Below are 16,495 nucleotides of genomic sequence, written 5' to 3'. Positions count from 1 at the left end.
TGTTGTGCCGTACAGTGTTTTGAAAAAATATGCCGAACGTTGTGCGGATAACGTAGAATTGGACAGGCAAACGAGAAGCGGGACGTCGCATTTCTGCTTGCAGAAATTGCGCTGCTCTCCTACATGGTTTGTGAAACGCAAAGCATTGTGTGGATATAGCAAATAAAAAAGCAGGCAAGTCAAAAAACTGACTCGCCTGCTTTCGCTATATTCAGTAATTATTAGAAACCAAGAATGCCCTTGAAATCTTCAATAAGCTTTTCTTCCTGTGCTTCTGCATCAGCTCTTGTGTCGCCGATAGTTGTGTAGTATGCCTTGATCTTTGGCTCTGTGCCGGAAGGTCTGATTATTACACTTGCACCCTGCTCAAGCTTGAATGCGATAACATCTGACTTTGGAAGTGTAAGAACTGTCTTTGCGCCTGTTTCAAGGTTTGTTTCCTCAGATGCAAGATAATCTGCTATGTCTACTACCTTGAGTCCGCCAATAGCCTTAGGTGGATTAGCTCTGAGATCTGTCATGATCTCCTTCATTCTCTCCATTCCGCTTGCACCCTCGCACTGGAATGACTTCTGGCTGTGGAGATAGTTGCCGTACTTCTTGTACATATCTTCTCTTGCCTGAAGCAGTGAGATGCCCTTTGTTCTGTAGAATGCTGCCATTTCACAAATGAGCATTGAGCCTACTACTGCGTCCTTATCTCTTACATATGAGCCTGCAAGATAACCATAGCTCTCTTCAAATCCGAAGATATATCTGTCGTCCTGTCCCTCTTTCTCAAGGAAACCGATCTGCTCGCCGATAAACTTGAAGCCTGTGAGAACTTCTCTAAGCTCTACATTGTACTCTGCTGCTATCTTCTTGCAGATGTCTGTTGTTACGATAGTCTTAACAGCTACAGGATTCTTTGGCATTGTGCCAAGAGCTGTTCTTTCCTGACAAATGTATTTGAGAAGCATTGCGCCTACTTCATTTCCGCTGAACAGAACATAGTTGCCCTCTGGGTCAGGTACTGCGATACCAACTCTGTCACAGTCTGGGTCTGTTGCAAGAAGAAGATCAGGCTTTACTGTCTTGCAAAGCTCAAGTCCCTTTGCAAGGGCTTCCTTTATCTCAGGGTTAGGGAATGGGCAGGTAGGGAAGTTTCCGTCAGGATTTTCCTGCTCAGGTACTACTGTTACTTCCTTTATGCCTATCTTCTTAAGGATAGCTCTTACAGGCTTGTTTCCTGTGCCGTTAAGAGGAGTGTATACTACCTTCAGACCGCTGTCTGCTACGAGGTCAGTATGTACGCCCTGTTGAGCTACCTTGTCAAGATACTTGTCGATAACTTCCTGCTTGATGTATTCAATCTTGCCAGACTTGATGCCGTCCTCAAAGTCCATTACCTTTGCACCGCCAAACATCTCAACTGCGTTGATCTTGCCGATAACTGTGTTTGCAACATCGAGTGTGATCTGACAGCCGTCCTCGCCGTAAACCTTGTAACCATTGTACTTTGCAGGATTGTGTGATGCAGTTATAACGATACCTGCCTGACATTTAAGCTCTCTTACAGCCCATGAAAGCATTGGAGTCGGCATAAGCTCTGAATAGATGTATACCTTTATGCCGTTTGCAGCCAGAACCGCAGCAGCTTCCTTTGCGAACTTGTCAGACTTGATACGGCTGTCATATGCGATAGCTACGCTGCCGTTTTCAAATGCGCCGTTTACATAGTCTGCAAGACCCTGTGTTGCACGTCTGATAGTGTAAACATTAAGTCTGTATGCGCCTGCACCGATAACTCCTCTGAGTCCGCCTGTGCCAAATTCGAGATCTCTGTAAAATCTGTCCTGGATTGCAGCCTCGTCGCCCTCGATAGATTTAAGCTCTGTCTGGAGATCAGGATCGTCAACAGCCTTTTCACACCAAAGCTTGTAAAGTTCCATTTCTGTCATTGTTAAATCACCTCATATAAATATTTCGCTTATAAAATACACATTTCTATAGAATACATTATAGCACACTCCCATATTTATTTCAAGAGTTGTAACAGTTATTTAACAAATTCCTGAAACTATTTACAAATGAGTTTCCGGAAACTTTTCGGGGCATAATGCTAATTTCGGGACAGGGTGAATATAAATATAAAAATAGTATATGTGAGAGGTGGAAAATGTGAAAATATTAAGGAAGATATGCTCGGCAGTGTTATGTGCAGCGGTGGCAGTGTTTATGGTGTGTTCGCTGGCGGAGGGAAAAGAAAAAGCAGGTGCGCTGTCAGCGGAGGACTTTGTGCCTGCGGATACTGTGGCGGTGAGCGATATTATAGAGGGGCTTACGGCTAGGTCTGCAGTGGTGACGGAGATGACAACAGGCAGGGTGCTTTTTGAAAAAGAGCCGCAGGAGCAGTGTGAGTGCGGTCACTATGCGAAGCTCATGGTGCTTTTGCTCACAGCAGAAAAGATAGACAGCGGTGAGCTTTCCATGAGCGACACGTCAGTGGTATCGGAGTATGCCAACTCTCAGCAGGGAAGCCAGATATGGCTTGACAAGGGAGAGAAGATATCTGTGGAGGAACTTATAAAATCAGTGTCGGCAGGCAATGCAAACGACGGCTGTGCAGCACTTGCGGAAAAGGTGGCAGGCTCGGCAGACAAGGCGGTGGAGCTTATGAACAGCCGTGCGAAAATGCTTGGCATGAATGGTACTGTTTACACTGATTGTACTGGCATGGGAGAGGGCAATGTTACAACAGCGAATGACACGGCTTTGCTTTGTTCGGAACTTGCAAAATACAAAAATCTCACTCCTTACCTTACCTGCTGGCTTGACACTGTGAGAGACGGCAAGGCGGAGCTTGTAAATCTTAATAGGCTTGTGCGTACTTACAAGGGCGTAACAGGCATGAAAGCGTGGGGAAGTGAAAAGGCTGGGAGCTGTATTGCGGCAACGGCTGAAAAAGGGGATATGTCAGTATGCGTAGTGCTTAACGGCTGTGATTTGCAGGAGAATATGAATGCTGAGGCGAAGAAACTTCTGAACTTGGCGTTCGATACATATGAGATATACACCCCTGAACTTCCAGAGGATATGGTAAAGGAAACTGTGGTGTGCGGAGGAGAGGAACTTTCTGTGGAGCTTGCTCCCGAGGGACTTTATCCTATAGTTATACCGAGGGGAACATATCATATGGTGGAGTGCGATTTTACGGCAGAGGAGAAGCTTGACGCACCTGTGAAAAATGGCGAAACTGCGGGAGAAATAAGATACACAATGGGCGGTGAGGTGATATTAGAGGGAAAGATAGTCGCCTGCAAAGAGGTGAAGAAAATGAATTTTATCTGCGGCATAAAAAAGCTTGTGTACAATTTGCTGAGTATGTAATATTATATTTGTTTAAAATGTACAAAAGATGATTTCGCTTTATAAAACTCTTGAAATGTTCACAAAAATATAGTATAATTTATCTAGTATTAACGGAGAAACGTGTTTTATGGTATCACGCTCTCCGACAGGTAAGGAAAGGAAATGAAGGATAATGTCATTAAAGCTTAACACAAAGTATCTTGAGGGTTTTGTAAGTGAACATGAGTATGAGGGCATGGCTGCTCAGGTAACTGCCGCTCATAACACTCTGGTGAACAGAAACGGTCTGGGAAATGATTTTCTCGGCTGGGTAACACTCCCTGAGGATTATGATAAGGAAGAATTTGCAAGGATCAAGGCTGCTGCCACAAGGATCAAGGAAAAGTGCGATGTTCTCATCGTTATCGGTATCGGCGGATCTTATCTTGGTGCAAGAGCTGCTATCGAGCTGCTCAAGTCGCCATTCTACAACAATCTTAAGAAGGATACTCCTGACATCTATTTTGTCGGAAACAATATCAGCTCGGCTTACCTCAATGAGGTGCTTTCAATTTGCGAGGGCAGAGATATCTGCGTAAACGTAATTTCAAAGTCGGGCACGACAACTGAGCCTGCACTTGCTTTCAGAATTTTCAAGAAGCTTCTTGAAGATAAGTATGGCAAGGAAGAGGCTAAGACAAGAATTTTCGCTACAACTGACAAGGCTAAGGGTACTCTTAAGCAGCTTTCTGACGAAGAGGGCTATGAGACATTCGTTGTTCCTGATGACGTTGGCGGAAGATTTTCAGTTCTCACAGCAGTTGGCCTTCTCCCTATCGCAGCAGCAGGCTGTGATATCGACAAGCTCATGGCTGGCGCAAGAGAGGGTATGAAGAAGTATTCTGCTGATGATAACAACGATTGCTATAAGTATGCAGCACTTAGAAACATTCTCTACAGAAAAGGCAAGAGCGTTGAGATGCTCGTTTCATATGACCCTTCATTCACAATGATGGGCGAGTGGTTCAAGCAGCTGTTCGGCGAGAGCGAGGGCAAGGACGATAAGGGTATATTCCCATCTGCCGCTACATTCTCTACAGACCTGCACTCACTTGGTCAGTTCATTCAGGACGGCTCAAAACTTATGTTTGAGACAGTTATGCACATCAAGACACCAAAGAGCGACCTGTTCTTGGAGCCTGACAAGGATAATCTTGACGGACTTAACTTCCTCACAAATCAGAATATGTCAGTTGTAAATGAAAAGGCATATCAGGGTACTATCCTTGCTCACACTGAGGGCGGCGTTCCTAATATCGTTATAGATGTTGATAAGCTCGATGAGGAAAACCTTGGCGAGATGATCTACTTCTTCGAGAAGGCTTGTGCTATCTCAGGTTATATGCTTGGCGTAAATCCATTCAATCAGCCGGGCGTTGAGAGCTACAAGAAGAATATGTTCGCTCTTCTCGGCAAGCCGGGTTATGAGTCACAGAAGGCTGAACTCGAGGCTAAGCTGGGCTAATATTCCAAAGGCAGAACAAAAGGAAATTTTGAGCGTTTCCCCTTCGGGGGTCTGCTCTTAAAATAAATGCTTTAATAAGCGGAACGGAGAGTTTATATGATTAATTTGATTCCAGGTAAAAAGGGCACAGGCAAGACTAAGATACTTGTTGATTCTATCAAGAAGGCTGCTGAAAATGCTACAGGCAACGTTGTTTGCATTGAAAGAGGTATGCAGCTTACCTATGACCTTCCTCATAATGTAAGATTGGCTGACGCTGAAGAATACGGTATCAACAGCTTTGACAGCTTCTATGGCTTTGTTGCAGGTCTGATGGCTGGCAACTATGACATTCAGGAAGTTTTCGTTGACGGTATCCTGAAGATCGGCGGCAGAGATTATGACGCTCTTGGCAATATGCTTGAAAAGGTAGCAGTTCTCACAAAGGACGTAAACGTTACTTTCACAGTATCTGCTGACGTTGACGAGCTGCCTGCAAAGGTAAAGGCTTTCATCAAGTAAGGCTTTGCGCTTCGTTTATTGGTATTTTGATAGCAAAAACGAAAAAATTGAAAAAAAGTATTGACAAATCACGTTTCTCAGGTTATAATGGAATTTGTGATGTTTGAGGTGCAAGTATGAATGTACAGTTGAAGGAACTTTTCGATATAATCGGAGAGCGAAAAACGATCGATTATTCCATAACAGCAGACAAGCTGTCGGAGTATGGCGGATATTCTTTTGCATCGCCCGTTGCGGTAACAGGTGAGATAGAGAACAGGGCAGGGGTGGTAACGCTCAGGTTCAAGACTGTTTTTACTATGGATCACACCTGTGACAGATGTCTAAAGGAGTTCAGCAGGGAGTATGTTTATGACTTTGAACACACTTTGGTGAGAAGTGTTCAAAGCGACAGGGACGATTATGTGGTCTGCGAGAACAATACTCTTGATCTGGACGAATTAGCTATTTCAGATTTGTTGTTACAGCTGCCTACAAAAATTCTTTGCAGGGATGACTGCAAGGGTTTGTGTTACGTTTGCGGACAGGATTTGAATGAGGGCAAATGTAACTGCTCTTGACGGGAAATAGCTGAACAGACTATAATGATTTTACTGACGAGGAGGTGCCAGAATGGCAGTACCAAAGAGAAAAGTATCCAAGGCTAGACGTGACAAGAGACGTTCAGCAGTTTGGAAGCTTGACGCACCTGCACTTTGTAAATGTTCTAACTGCGGTGAGCTTACTTCACCACACAAGGTTTGCAAGAATTGCGGTTATTATAAGGGCGTAGAGGTTATCAAGAAGGAAGCATAATTTTTGATAAGCACATAGAGCAGAATGGCTTAGGCCGTTCTGCTCTTTTTTGTTGTAGCAGTGAAAAAGGCGGGCAAACGCTGTTTGCTTCTACATATTTGTAGTAAAAATCTATGGAATGTGGGTGCTGTATTTCTCGTATGGTTGACAAAACAAGAGAAATTGTGTTATACTATACGATGTATCAATGTGCAAATTTATATGAAATGAGGTCGATATATATGTCATTGCCGATCGTTGCGATAGTGGGCAGACCTAATGTTGGTAAGTCTACTCTTTTTAATAAGCTTATCGGTCAAAGACTTTCTATAGTTGAAGATACTCCTGGAGTCACAAGAGATAGGATATATGCAAAGTGCGAATGGCTCGGACACGAGTTCATGCTGGTTGACACAGGCGGAATCGAGCCTGAGTCTGATGATATTATCCTTGCTCAGATGCGCAGACAGGCGGAGCTTGCTATACTGAAAGCTGATGTCACCATTCTTGTGACAGACCTTAAATGCGGAGTTACTGCCACTGATTATGAGGTGGCACAGATGCTTTTGAAATCGGGCAAGCCTATTGTGCTTTGCGTGAACAAGGTGGATAATGTGGGCGAACCGCCTATGGAGCTGTATGAGTTCTATAATCTCGGTTTGGGCGAACCGTTTCCTGTTTCTTCTGTTCATGGTCACGGAACAGGCGATCTCCTTGACGAGGTGCTGAAATATCTTCCGGAGGAAAATGAAGAGGACGATGACGATGATTCGATAAAGGTCGCTGTTATCGGCAAGCCTAACGTTGGAAAGTCCTCTATAATAAACAAGATATGCGGTGAGGAACGTGTTATCGTGTCAAATATTGCAGGCACTACCCGTGACGCTACTGACTCGGTTGTGGAAAATGAAAAGGGCAAGTTCGTTTTTATCGATACGGCTGGTATCAGACGTAAGTCAAAGGTGCTGGAGACTATTGAGAAATACTCTGTGCTGAGGGCTTATATGGCTGTTGACAGAGCCGATGTTGCGGTTATCGTTATTGACGCAACTGTGGGCTTTACTGAGCAGGATTCAAAGGTTGCAGGCTATGCTCACGAAAAGGGCAAGGCTTGCGTTGTTGCTGTGAACAAGTGGGACGCTATCGAGAAAGAAACTAACACCATGAACGACTTTCAGAAAAAGCTTCAGGACGATTTCAGCTTCATGAGCTATGTGCCTTTTGTGTTCATCTCTGCAAAAACAGGTCTGAGAATGGACAAGCTTTTTGATACTATCAAGTTCGTTGCAGAGCAGAACTCTATTAGAATACCGACAGGCAGACTTAACGATGTTCTTGCATATGCTACCCAAAGGGTACAGCCACCGTCTGACAAGGGTAGAAGGCTGAAGATATACTACATGACGCAGGTGTCTACCAAACCGCCTACATTCGTGTTTTTTGTAAACAGAGCCGATCTGTATCATTTTTCCTATCAGCGTTATATTGAAAATCAGATAAGAGAGACCTTCGGACTTGAAGGCACGCCTATCGTTTTCAAGATAAGAGAGCGTGACAAGGACGACGTTAAATAAAATTCTGGAGGTTATTTTGTGGACATATTTTTAAGTCTGGCATTCACTATAATTTTTTCCTATCTTTTCGGAAGTCTTAATTCTGCCATAATCGTGTGCAGAGTTTTAAAGCATAAGGATATCCGTGATTACGGAAGCAACAACGCAGGTTTGACCAATGTTCTGAGAGTATTCGGAAAAGGGCCTGCGGCGGCAACGCTGTTGTGCGACCTTGCAAAGGGCGTGCTTGCGGTAGTTATCTGCCGCCTTGTGGTGACAAACGGTTTCGGCGTGACTTTTTTTCATGACGATAAGTTTATCGGATATCTTGCGGGCTTTTTTGTAATGCTTGGACATATTTTCCCGGTATTCTATGGTTTTCACGGTGGAAAGGGCGTTCTTATTGCGGCAACGACTCTTATCGCTATCGACCCGCTGACCTGTGCTTTCTCGGTGGCTGTTTTCGCTATCGTGCTTGCGGCAACAAAATACGTGTCTGTAGGTTCTATATGCGCCGCTATCGCATATCCTGTTTTTACGCCTATCGTTCAGCTTTTTATCATCAAGGGCGACGGCGTTCTTGCAAATACTCTTATGGCAACGGCTATCGGTCTGCTTATCATTTATATGCACAGACCTAATATCAAACGCCTTATGAACGGCACCGAAAATAAATTCGGAAGCAAGAAAAAGGCGTAAGGGAGGTTTTATTATGGCAGATATTACTATACTCGGTTCAGGCGGATTTGGTCTTGCACTGGCAATAATGTGCGACAATGCGGGGCATAAAGTAACAGTATGGTCAAAGTTTCAGGACGAGATAGATGCTATCAAGAGAACAGGTGAGCTTAAAGCAAAGCTCCCTGGCGTTCAGGTGAACAAGACTATCGAGCTTACAACGGATATAAGCTGTGTTAAGGATAAAGACATGGTGATACTTGGCATACCTTCGCCTTTTCTCAGAGAGGTCTGCGAAAGCGTTGTGCCTTATCTTGAAAGCAGAACGATAGTTGTGAACACTGCAAAGGGTCTTGAGGGTGGAAGCCTTAAAACTATGTGCTGTGTGGCGAGAGAGTGCTTTCCGAACAATCATGTTGCGGTGCTTACTGGTCCGTCACACGCAGAGGAAGTGGCAAGAAAAGTTCCCACTACTGTTGTTACTGCTTCTGACGACAGGGAGGTTTCGTATTATATACAGAACACTCTTTCTAACGATACGTTCAGAGTGTATGTTAATGATGACGTTATGGGCTGCGAGATAGGCGGTTCGCTGAAAAACGTCATCGCTTTGGCGGCAGGCGTTTGCGACGGCCTTGGACTTGGTGACAATACAAAGGCTGCACTTATGACAAGGGGTATCAGAGAGATATCACGTCTTGGAGTTGCAATGGGCGCAAAGCTTGAAACCTTTGGCGGACTTAGCGGCATAGGCGACCTTATCGTTACCTGCTGTTCAATGCACAGCAGAAACCGCCGTGCGGGTATTCTCATAGGCAAGGGAGTTACCCCTGAGGAGGCTGTAAGACAGGTCGGCACTGTTGAGGGCTATGTTTGCACCAAAAACGCATGGGAGCTTTCAAAGAGAATGGGAATTGAAATGCCTATTACAGAACAGCTTGCAAAGGTGCTTTTTGATGGTGAGCCTGCGGCTAACGCTATCAAAAATCTTATGGGCAGACCGAACAGAAATGAAACTGAGTCAACTTTTCTGAGTTAGGAAAGCGACCTTTGAAAGGACGGATACATATGCTTAAAAGATACACTATCAAGACAGAACGCAGAGGGCTTTACAACATCACGAGCTATGTAAGGCAGGCTGTCACAGAATCAGGAGTGCAAAGCGGCATTGCAGTTATATTTTGTCCCCACACCACGGCGGCGATAACCATAAATGAGAATGCCGACCCCGACGTAAAGACGGATCTTCTTTACGCTTTGGAGGAAACATTTCCGAACAGACCGCAGTTCCGTCACGCTGAAGGAAACTCTGACGCTCATATGAAGTCAAGCTGTGTTGGTGCTTCGGAAACTGTTATCATCGACGATAATGAACTTCTTCTTGGCACTTGGCAGGGTATCTATTTCGCTGAGTTTGACGGACCAAGAACAAGAAACTTTTTTGTGAAGATAATAAAGGGCTGATTTTGGCGTTTTCCCTCTTTACAATCTGCTGAAAATATTGTATAATTAATATGGATAATTCCAACGAAATATGTGTTAAGGAGTGCTTTGAAATATGGAACCTAAATATAAGAGAATATTGCTCAAATTAAGCGGTGAGGCTCTCGCAGGCGATAAGAAGATAGGTCTTGACTATGACGTTATCACCTCATTCGGCAAGAGCATAAAAAAATGTGTTGACGCCGGCGTTGAGGTAGGTATCGTTGTAGGCGGCGGCAATTTCTGGAGAGGCAGATCAAGCGGTGCAATGGACAGAACAAGAGCCGACCATATCGGTATGCTCGCAACTGCTATGAACGCACTGGCTGTTGCTGACGGCCTTGAGAACTGCGGTCTTGAAGTGAGAGTACAGACGGCTATTTCTATGCCACAGGTCGCTGAGCCTTACATCAGAAACAAGGCTATGCGTCACTTTGAAAAGGGCAGAGTAGTTATCTTCGGCTGCGGCACTGGTAACCCGTTCTTCTCAACTGATACGGCTGCTGCACTGAGAGCGGCTGAGATAGAGGCTGACATATTCTTTAAGGCTACCATGGTAGACGGCGTTTATGACAAGGATCCTCACAAGTATCCTGACGCTGTTAAGTATGACACACTTACATTTGCTGATATCCTTGCAAAGGGTCTGCAGGTAATGGACTCGACCGCTGCGGCAATGTGCAAGGACAACAATATCCCGATACTCGTTTTCGATCTTGCAAGACCAGACAATATCTATGACGCTTGCATGGGCGAAAATATAGGCACTCTCGTAAAATAATAAAGATAATCAAGAAAGGATCGTTTGAATATGAAACAGATCAAGGAAAATGCTAAGACAAAAATGGAGAAATCCATAAACGTTATGCTTTCGGACTTTGCAGGCATCAGAGCAGGCAGAGCTAATCCGTCCGTACTCAACAAAGTCCAGGTAGAATATTATGGCGCAATGACACCTGTTACACAGATGGCAGCAGTTTCTGTTGCTGAGGCAAGAGTGCTTGTTATACAGCCATGGGATAAGTCAACTCTCAAGCCTATCGAAAAGGCTATCCAGGCTTCTGATATCGGCATCAATCCACAGAATGACGGCTCTGTTATAAGACTTACTTTCCCACAGCTCACTGAGGACAGACGTAAGGAGCTTGTTAAGGACATCAAGAAAATGGGCGAGGAGTGCAAGGTCGCTATCCGTTCTATCAGACGTGACGCTATGGAAAAGTTCAAGGCAATGAAGAAGAACAACGAGATCACAGAGGACGATCTTAAGGATTGCGAGGACGAGATCCAGAAGCTTACTGACAGGTTCGTTAAGGAAGTTGACGGTCACGTTGCCGAAAAGGAAAAAGAGATACTCTCTATCTAAGCCATGGCAAAGGATGAGAAGATAAGCCTTGGAGAGAATGTGTCTGTGCCTGTTCATGTGGGCGTTATCATGGACGGCAACGGCAGATGGGCGAAAAAGAGGGGCTTGCCCCGAAAGTTCGGTCACAGAGAGGGCGCAAAGACCTTTCGTGCCATAACAAGACACGCCAAGGCGCTTGGAATACAATATATAACTTACTATGCGTTTTCTACCGAGAACTGGAAAAGACCTAAGGACGAGGTAGACGCAATTATGGATCTTTTTGAAAAGTATCTTGACGAGGTCAGGGACTTTATCGAGGAGAATATCAGGGTGCGCTTTATAGGCGACAGAACAAGGCTCAGCGAAAATCTGCAAAGGAAAATGGCTTCCGTTGAGGAGGACTCAAAGGACTTTGACTCTATGACCCTTGTGCTTGCTATCAACTACGGCGGCAGGGACGAGATTTGCCATGCGGCTAAGAAATTGGCTCAGCAGGTGAAAGAAGGCAAGCTGGAGCCTGAGGATATCACAATGGATATGATAGAGAGAAATCTCTACACTGAGGAGATACCTCCTGTTGACCTTGTTATAAGACCTAGCGGAGAGCAAAGATTGTCAAACTTTATGATATGGCAGGCGGCTTACGCGGAGTTTTATTACACAAATATCCTATGGCCTGACTTCAAAGGCAGCGACCTTGACAAGGCTGTTATCGCATACAGCGAAAGAAACAGAAGATTTGGAGGGGTGTAAAAAATGTCTACCCGTATTAAATCTGCGGCAGTTGCCATTGTTATCGCAGTGATACTGCTTATCGCACACGGAACGTTCCTGTTCAATATTGCGGTGGGCGCAATTTCTGCACTTGCAATATATGAGATATTCAGGGCGACAAAAATGACAGAGCATAAGTATCAGACCATTGCCTGCTGTGCGTTTGCCTTTGTGGACGCTTTCATGCCTGTGTTCTACAGACACGGCTGGCTGTACTTTTTCAGCTACAAGCTTTACATGGGGCTTTTCGTTATAGCAATGTGTCTGCTTTATCTTAAAGAGCATACAAGATTCCAGTATACAGAGTTTTTCTTCATGCTGGGCGTGGGCATACTTCTGCCGTATTCATTCTCAACTTTGGTCACAATGGCAGGCTTGGGCGGCAAGGGCGTGTTTATGATAGTTCTTACTCTTGCAGCGGCTTGGCTGGCTGACAGCGGTGCTTATTTTGCAGGAACTTTCTTCGGCAAAACAAAGCTTTGCCCTGAGATAAGCCCTAAGAAAACTGTGGAGGGTCTTATAGGCGGTGTTATCTCAAATGGTATTCTTATGCTTATAATAAGCCTGTTCTATCAGTTCGTACTTAAAGGCGAGCCTATCCACTATCTAGGCGTTCTTATCGCAGGTATGCTTGCGGCTCTTATCGGACTTGTGGGCGACCTTACAGCTTCGGTGATAAAAAGACAGACAGGTATAAAGGACTATGGCAACATAATGCCGGGTCACGGTGGAATAATGGATCGCTTTGACAGCGTTCTGCTCGTTGCACCTTTTATGTACTATATGTTCACACAGGGGCTCATACTTAAATAGAAAATTATGACTTTTAGGGGCAGGCTTAGGCTTACCCCTTTTAAGCGTTATTAAGGCAACACCGCTTGCAAACCATCTTTATGCGGAATTGCCTGAATTTATTTTATATGATGAGGGACAATAAATGAAAACAATGACCATACTCGGTTCAACGGGTTCTATAGGCACGCAGGCATTAGAAGTGGCTGCAAAGCATAATATTAAAGTAAAGGCGCTTGCGGCAAATTCTGACGTTGAAAAGCTTGCGGCTCAGGCTAAGAAGCTTTTGCCTGAGCATGTGTGCATCTACCGTGAGGACAAAAAGGCAGAGCTCGAAAAGCTTCTCAGTGGCACTGGCATAAAAATATCCACAGGCATGGAGGGACTTAAAGAGATAGCAAGAATGGACGGGGTCGATATCATGCTCAACTCAGTCGTTGGCATGGTGGGTCTTGTGCCAACCCTTACGGCTATCGAAAAAAGCACTGACATTGCACTTGCAAATAAGGAAACACTTGTGGCAGGCGGTGAGCTTGTTATAAAGGCGGCTGCTGAAAAGGGAGTGAAGATATATCCTGTTGACAGCGAACATTCGGCTATCTTTCAGTGCCTGCAGGGAAACGAGGGCAACAAGCTCAAAGGGATAATCCTTACTGCTTCGGGAGGACCATTCTTTGGCAAAACAAAGTCTGACCTAGAGGGCGTGACAGTTGAGCAGGCTCTTAATCACCCTAATTGGTCAATGGGCAGAAAGATAACCATTGACTCTGCTACGCTTATGAACAAGGGTCTTGAATTTATCGAAGCAATGTGGCTTTTCAAGCTCAGACCTGAGCAGATCGAGATAGTTGTCCATAGACAGAGCGTTGTACATTCAGCGGTGGAGTATGAGGATAATTCTGTTATCGCACAGCTTGGCGTGCCTGATATGAAAATACCCATACAGTATGCTCTGCTTTATCCTGAAAGAGTGGAATGCGATGTGAAAAAGCTGTCCCTTACAGACTATGGAAAACTCACTTTCGAGAAGCCTGACTATGATACGTTCGATTGTCTGAGGGCTTGTATAAAGGCTGTCACTATCGGTGGAAATCTTCCTGCGGCAGTGAATGGAGCGAATGAGGAAGCCGTTGCGGCTTTTCTTGACGGCAGGATAGATTTTCTTGACATTGGCAGGATAGTAATGAATGTCTGCGAGAATACACCACGAAAAGAGATAAAGTGCGTGGAAGATGTGCTGGAAGCGGATAGAAAGGCTAGGAAGAGAGCGAAGGAGCTTATCGAAGCTTAGTGAGGAGCGGCTTTTAAGTGAGGAGTGAGGAGTGAGGAATGGCAAAGCCATACCGAGCAAAGCGATTTTGCGGCAAGATAAACTATCCCGAATATTTGTAGGGGCTGGCGCCCTCGACAGCCCGCTCGGAGGAGCGAGGTTTGAATTATCCAGAGCTTATGTAGAAAACATTATGTGGATAACACAAATGAGATTGTAGACGAAATGTCGGAGGGGTCGGGACGTCGGATTTATGCAAAGCAGAAATTGTGCCGCTCCCCTACAGAAAATAAATTACCACAACATTAGTAAATCAAACGCACAGAGTGTTCATGCGAGGTAAAAAAATGAGTATATTATTTGCAATATTGATCTTTGAAGCTATCATAATAATACACGAGCTTGGTCACTTTATTGCGGCGAAAGCCAGCGGAGTAAAGGTCAACGAGTTCGCTATTGGCATGGGTCCTGCCATTATCAAAAAGAAAAAGGGCGATACCCTTTACGCTTGGCGTGTGTTTCCCATAGGCGGCTATTGTGCCATGGAGGGCGAAGATAACGGCAGCGGTGACGAGGGTGCTTTCTGCAACAAGAGCCTGCCTAGAAGAATGCTTATCGTGGTGGCAGGCGTTATAATGAATCTTGTGCTTGGATATATTATCCTTTGTATCAGCACCGCAAGGTCTGACGGCATCGCAACCACCACTATATCGTGGTTTGAGGATAACGCTATATCCCAATCGACCGGCTTGCAGGTGGGTGACGAGATAATCGAGGTCAACGGCATGAGGATTTTCACTACTATGGATATGTCCTATCAGTTTGGCAACGATGAGGACGGCAAGTTCGATATGGTGGTGAAGCGTGACGGAAAAAAGGTGGAGCTTAAAGATGTCACCTTTGCAACGGACGATAATACCATGCACATTGATTTCAAGGTCGCACCAAAAGCTGTGACCGTCGGCTCTGTGATAACTCAGTCTTTTAAGCAGGGCTGTACTGACGGCAGACTTATCTATATCTCCTTTGCCGACCTTATAAGAGGAAAGTATTCCATAAAAGACCTCAGCGGTCCTGTGGGTATCGTTGATACTATCGACAATGTTATCGACAGCGAAAGGGACAGCCAGTCAGGTAAAATAGATTGGTCGTCACTTATTGACACAATGTTGTCGCTGGGTGCGTTCATGACCATAAATATCGGCATTTTCAATCTCTTGCCATTGCCTGCACTTGACGGCGGAAGACTTTTGTTTCTTATTATCGAAGCGGTACGCCGTAAGCCTGTCAAGCCTGAGCATGAGGGAATGGTACACGCTATCGGTATGGCGGCTCTGTTGCTTCTTATGGTAGTGGTGACAGTGAGCGATATCATCAAGCTTGTTTAAAGGAGGAACTGTTTATGTCAGGTGAAAATAAGAGAAACGTAAGACCAGTCAAGGTGGGAGGACTTGTCCTTGACGGAAAAAAAATATATATTCAATCAATGCTCAATGTGCCGTCTACGGACATAGAAGGCTCTGTTAAGCAGGCTGTGGAGCTTGAAAAGGCTGGCTGTGAAATAGTAAGAGCGGCTATACCAAACATGGAAGCCGTTAAGCTTATCCCTGCTATCAAAGAGAAGATCTCTATCCCTCTTGTGGCGGATATCCACTTTGACTATCGCCTTGCCATTGCGGCGGCGGAAGCTGGTATCGACAAGATAAGGATTAACCCCGGAAATATCGGCTCTATGGATAGGGTGAAAGCGGTGGTTAAAGCCTGTCGTGAAAGAAATATCCCTATCAGGATAGGCGTGAACGGCGGCTCTCTGGAAAAGGAGCTTCTTGCAAAATACGGTTCGCCAACTGCGGAGGCTCTTGTGGAAAGTGCAATGGGTCATGTGAGAATTTTGGAGCAGTGCGACTTTGAGGATATCGTTATTTCTATAAAGTCATCAGACGTGCCGACTATGATAAAGGCATACAGACTGTGTGCACAGACCTGTAATTATCCTCTGCACCTTGGAGTAACTGAGGCTGGCACCGAGAGAATGGGTCTTATAAAATCATCTATCGGTATAGGTTCGCTTCTGTGCGACGGCATAGGCGAAACTATAAGAGTTTCACTTACCGACGAGCCTGTAAAAGAGATATACGCCGCAAAGGATATTTTAAAGGCTATCGGCAAGAGTGGCGGAGTAAGGATAGTTTCCTGCCCTACCTGCGGAAGAACTAGGATAGACCTTATAGGTCTTGCTAAAAAGGTTGAGGAAGCCACCAAGGATATAGACAAGGATATCAAGATAGCCGTTATGGGCTGTGTTGTGAACGGCATAGGCGAGTCTGGCAACGCTGATATAGGCATTGCAGGCGGTGACGGCTGTGCGGTGATATTCAGCCACGGTGAAAAGCTCAGAAAGGTATCAGAGGAGGAGGCTTTGCCTGCGCTTCTGGCGGAAATAGAAAAACTTTAAAAGGATATACCAT

Annotated in this window: 17 protein-coding genes; 16 read left to right on the top strand and 1 reads right to left on the bottom strand. The window is 45.1% G+C overall.

Annotated features, from left to right (window positions below; genetic code table 11):
• Positions 1–221: 221 nt before the first annotated feature.
• Positions 222–1,940 carry a phospho-sugar mutase gene (locus tag QVO88_RS04865; protein ID WP_022287403.1) on the bottom strand — a complete coding sequence of 573 codons (1,719 nt, stop codon included), beginning with the start codon at positions 1,938–1,940 and terminating at the stop codon, positions 222–224.
• 220 nt (positions 1,941–2,160) lie between these two features.
• Here QVO88_RS04865 and QVO88_RS04860 point away from each other — a divergent pair, with 220 nt between their 5' ends.
• The 16 genes from QVO88_RS04860 (at position 2,161) to ispG (ending at position 16,482) form a co-directional block, all read left to right on the top strand.
• Complete coding sequence (locus QVO88_RS04860; RefSeq protein ID WP_022287402.1) at positions 2,161–3,369, top strand: D-alanyl-D-alanine carboxypeptidase family protein; 1,209 nt, start codon at positions 2,161–2,163, stop codon at positions 3,367–3,369.
• Positions 3,370–3,523: 154 nt separating this feature from the next.
• Positions 3,524–4,855 carry a glucose-6-phosphate isomerase gene (locus tag QVO88_RS04855; RefSeq protein WP_022287401.1) on the top strand — a complete coding sequence of 444 codons (1,332 nt, stop codon included), beginning with the start codon at positions 3,524–3,526 and terminating at the stop codon, positions 4,853–4,855.
• A gap of 96 nt (positions 4,856–4,951) precedes the next feature.
• The gene (locus tag QVO88_RS04850; protein ID WP_022287400.1) at positions 4,952–5,356 is read left to right on the top strand and encodes a hypothetical protein; all 405 of its coding nucleotides are present in this window, start codon (positions 4,952–4,954) and stop codon (positions 5,354–5,356) included.
• 116 nt (positions 5,357–5,472) lie between these two features.
• On the top strand, positions 5,473–5,916 hold the full coding sequence (locus tag QVO88_RS04845) for a DUF177 domain-containing protein (protein ID WP_022287399.1): 444 nt from the start codon (positions 5,473–5,475) through the stop codon (positions 5,914–5,916).
• Positions 5,917–5,968: 52 nt separating this feature from the next.
• Positions 5,969–6,151 carry a 50S ribosomal protein L32 gene (rpmF, locus tag QVO88_RS04840; RefSeq protein WP_022287398.1) on the top strand — a complete coding sequence of 61 codons (183 nt, stop codon included), beginning with the start codon at positions 5,969–5,971 and terminating at the stop codon, positions 6,149–6,151.
• Positions 6,152–6,372: 221 nt separating this feature from the next.
• A complete protein-coding gene (gene der / locus QVO88_RS04835; RefSeq protein WP_022287397.1) occupies positions 6,373–7,704 on the top strand; it encodes a ribosome biogenesis GTPase Der in 1,332 nt (443 codons plus the stop codon).
• Positions 7,705–7,722: 18 nt separating this feature from the next.
• Positions 7,723–8,382, top strand: coding sequence for a glycerol-3-phosphate 1-O-acyltransferase PlsY (plsY, locus tag QVO88_RS04830; protein WP_022287396.1), 660 nt, complete (start codon positions 7,723–7,725; stop codon positions 8,380–8,382).
• A 13-nt stretch (positions 8,383–8,395) separates the two neighbouring features.
• A complete protein-coding gene (locus QVO88_RS04825; protein WP_022287395.1) occupies positions 8,396–9,400 on the top strand; it encodes an NAD(P)H-dependent glycerol-3-phosphate dehydrogenase in 1,005 nt (334 codons plus the stop codon).
• A gap of 29 nt (positions 9,401–9,429) precedes the next feature.
• Entirely contained in the window at positions 9,430–9,825 is a 396-nt protein-coding gene (locus QVO88_RS04820; protein ID WP_022287394.1) for a secondary thiamine-phosphate synthase enzyme YjbQ, read from the top strand.
• A 94-nt stretch (positions 9,826–9,919) separates the two neighbouring features.
• Positions 9,920–10,624: a UMP kinase gene (gene pyrH / locus QVO88_RS04815; protein WP_022287393.1), complete on the top strand. Its 705-nt coding sequence runs from the start codon at positions 9,920–9,922 to the stop codon at positions 10,622–10,624.
• 30 nt (positions 10,625–10,654) lie between these two features.
• Positions 10,655–11,209 carry a ribosome recycling factor gene (frr, locus tag QVO88_RS04810; RefSeq protein ID WP_022287392.1) on the top strand — a complete coding sequence of 185 codons (555 nt, stop codon included), beginning with the start codon at positions 10,655–10,657 and terminating at the stop codon, positions 11,207–11,209.
• 3 nt (positions 11,210–11,212) lie between these two features.
• On the top strand, positions 11,213–11,944 hold the full coding sequence (locus QVO88_RS04805) for an isoprenyl transferase (protein WP_022287391.1): 732 nt from the start codon (positions 11,213–11,215) through the stop codon (positions 11,942–11,944).
• A 3-nt stretch (positions 11,945–11,947) separates the two neighbouring features.
• Positions 11,948–12,778: a phosphatidate cytidylyltransferase gene (locus QVO88_RS04800; protein WP_022287390.1), complete on the top strand. Its 831-nt coding sequence runs from the start codon at positions 11,948–11,950 to the stop codon at positions 12,776–12,778.
• A gap of 124 nt (positions 12,779–12,902) precedes the next feature.
• Positions 12,903–14,048, top strand: a complete 1,146-nt coding sequence (locus QVO88_RS04795; RefSeq protein WP_022287389.1) for a 1-deoxy-D-xylulose-5-phosphate reductoisomerase — start codon at positions 12,903–12,905, stop codon at positions 14,046–14,048.
• A 326-nt stretch (positions 14,049–14,374) separates the two neighbouring features.
• A complete protein-coding gene (locus QVO88_RS04790) occupies positions 14,375–15,415 on the top strand; it encodes an RIP metalloprotease (protein WP_022287388.1) in 1,041 nt (346 codons plus the stop codon).
• A 14-nt stretch (positions 15,416–15,429) separates the two neighbouring features.
• Complete coding sequence (gene ispG, locus QVO88_RS04785; RefSeq protein ID WP_022287387.1) at positions 15,430–16,482, top strand: flavodoxin-dependent (E)-4-hydroxy-3-methylbut-2-enyl-diphosphate synthase; 1,053 nt, start codon at positions 15,430–15,432, stop codon at positions 16,480–16,482.
• The last annotated feature ends 13 nt before the right edge of the window (positions 16,483–16,495 follow it).

This window comes from Ruminococcus sp. CAG:57, from assembly GCF_000435935.1.
In the GTDB taxonomy this organism is placed as follows: Bacteria; Bacillota; Clostridia; order Oscillospirales; family Ruminococcaceae; genus Hominimerdicola; species Hominimerdicola aceti.
The sequence above is the reverse complement of the archived record's forward strand: the minus strand, read 5'-3'. Positions and strand labels throughout refer to the sequence as shown.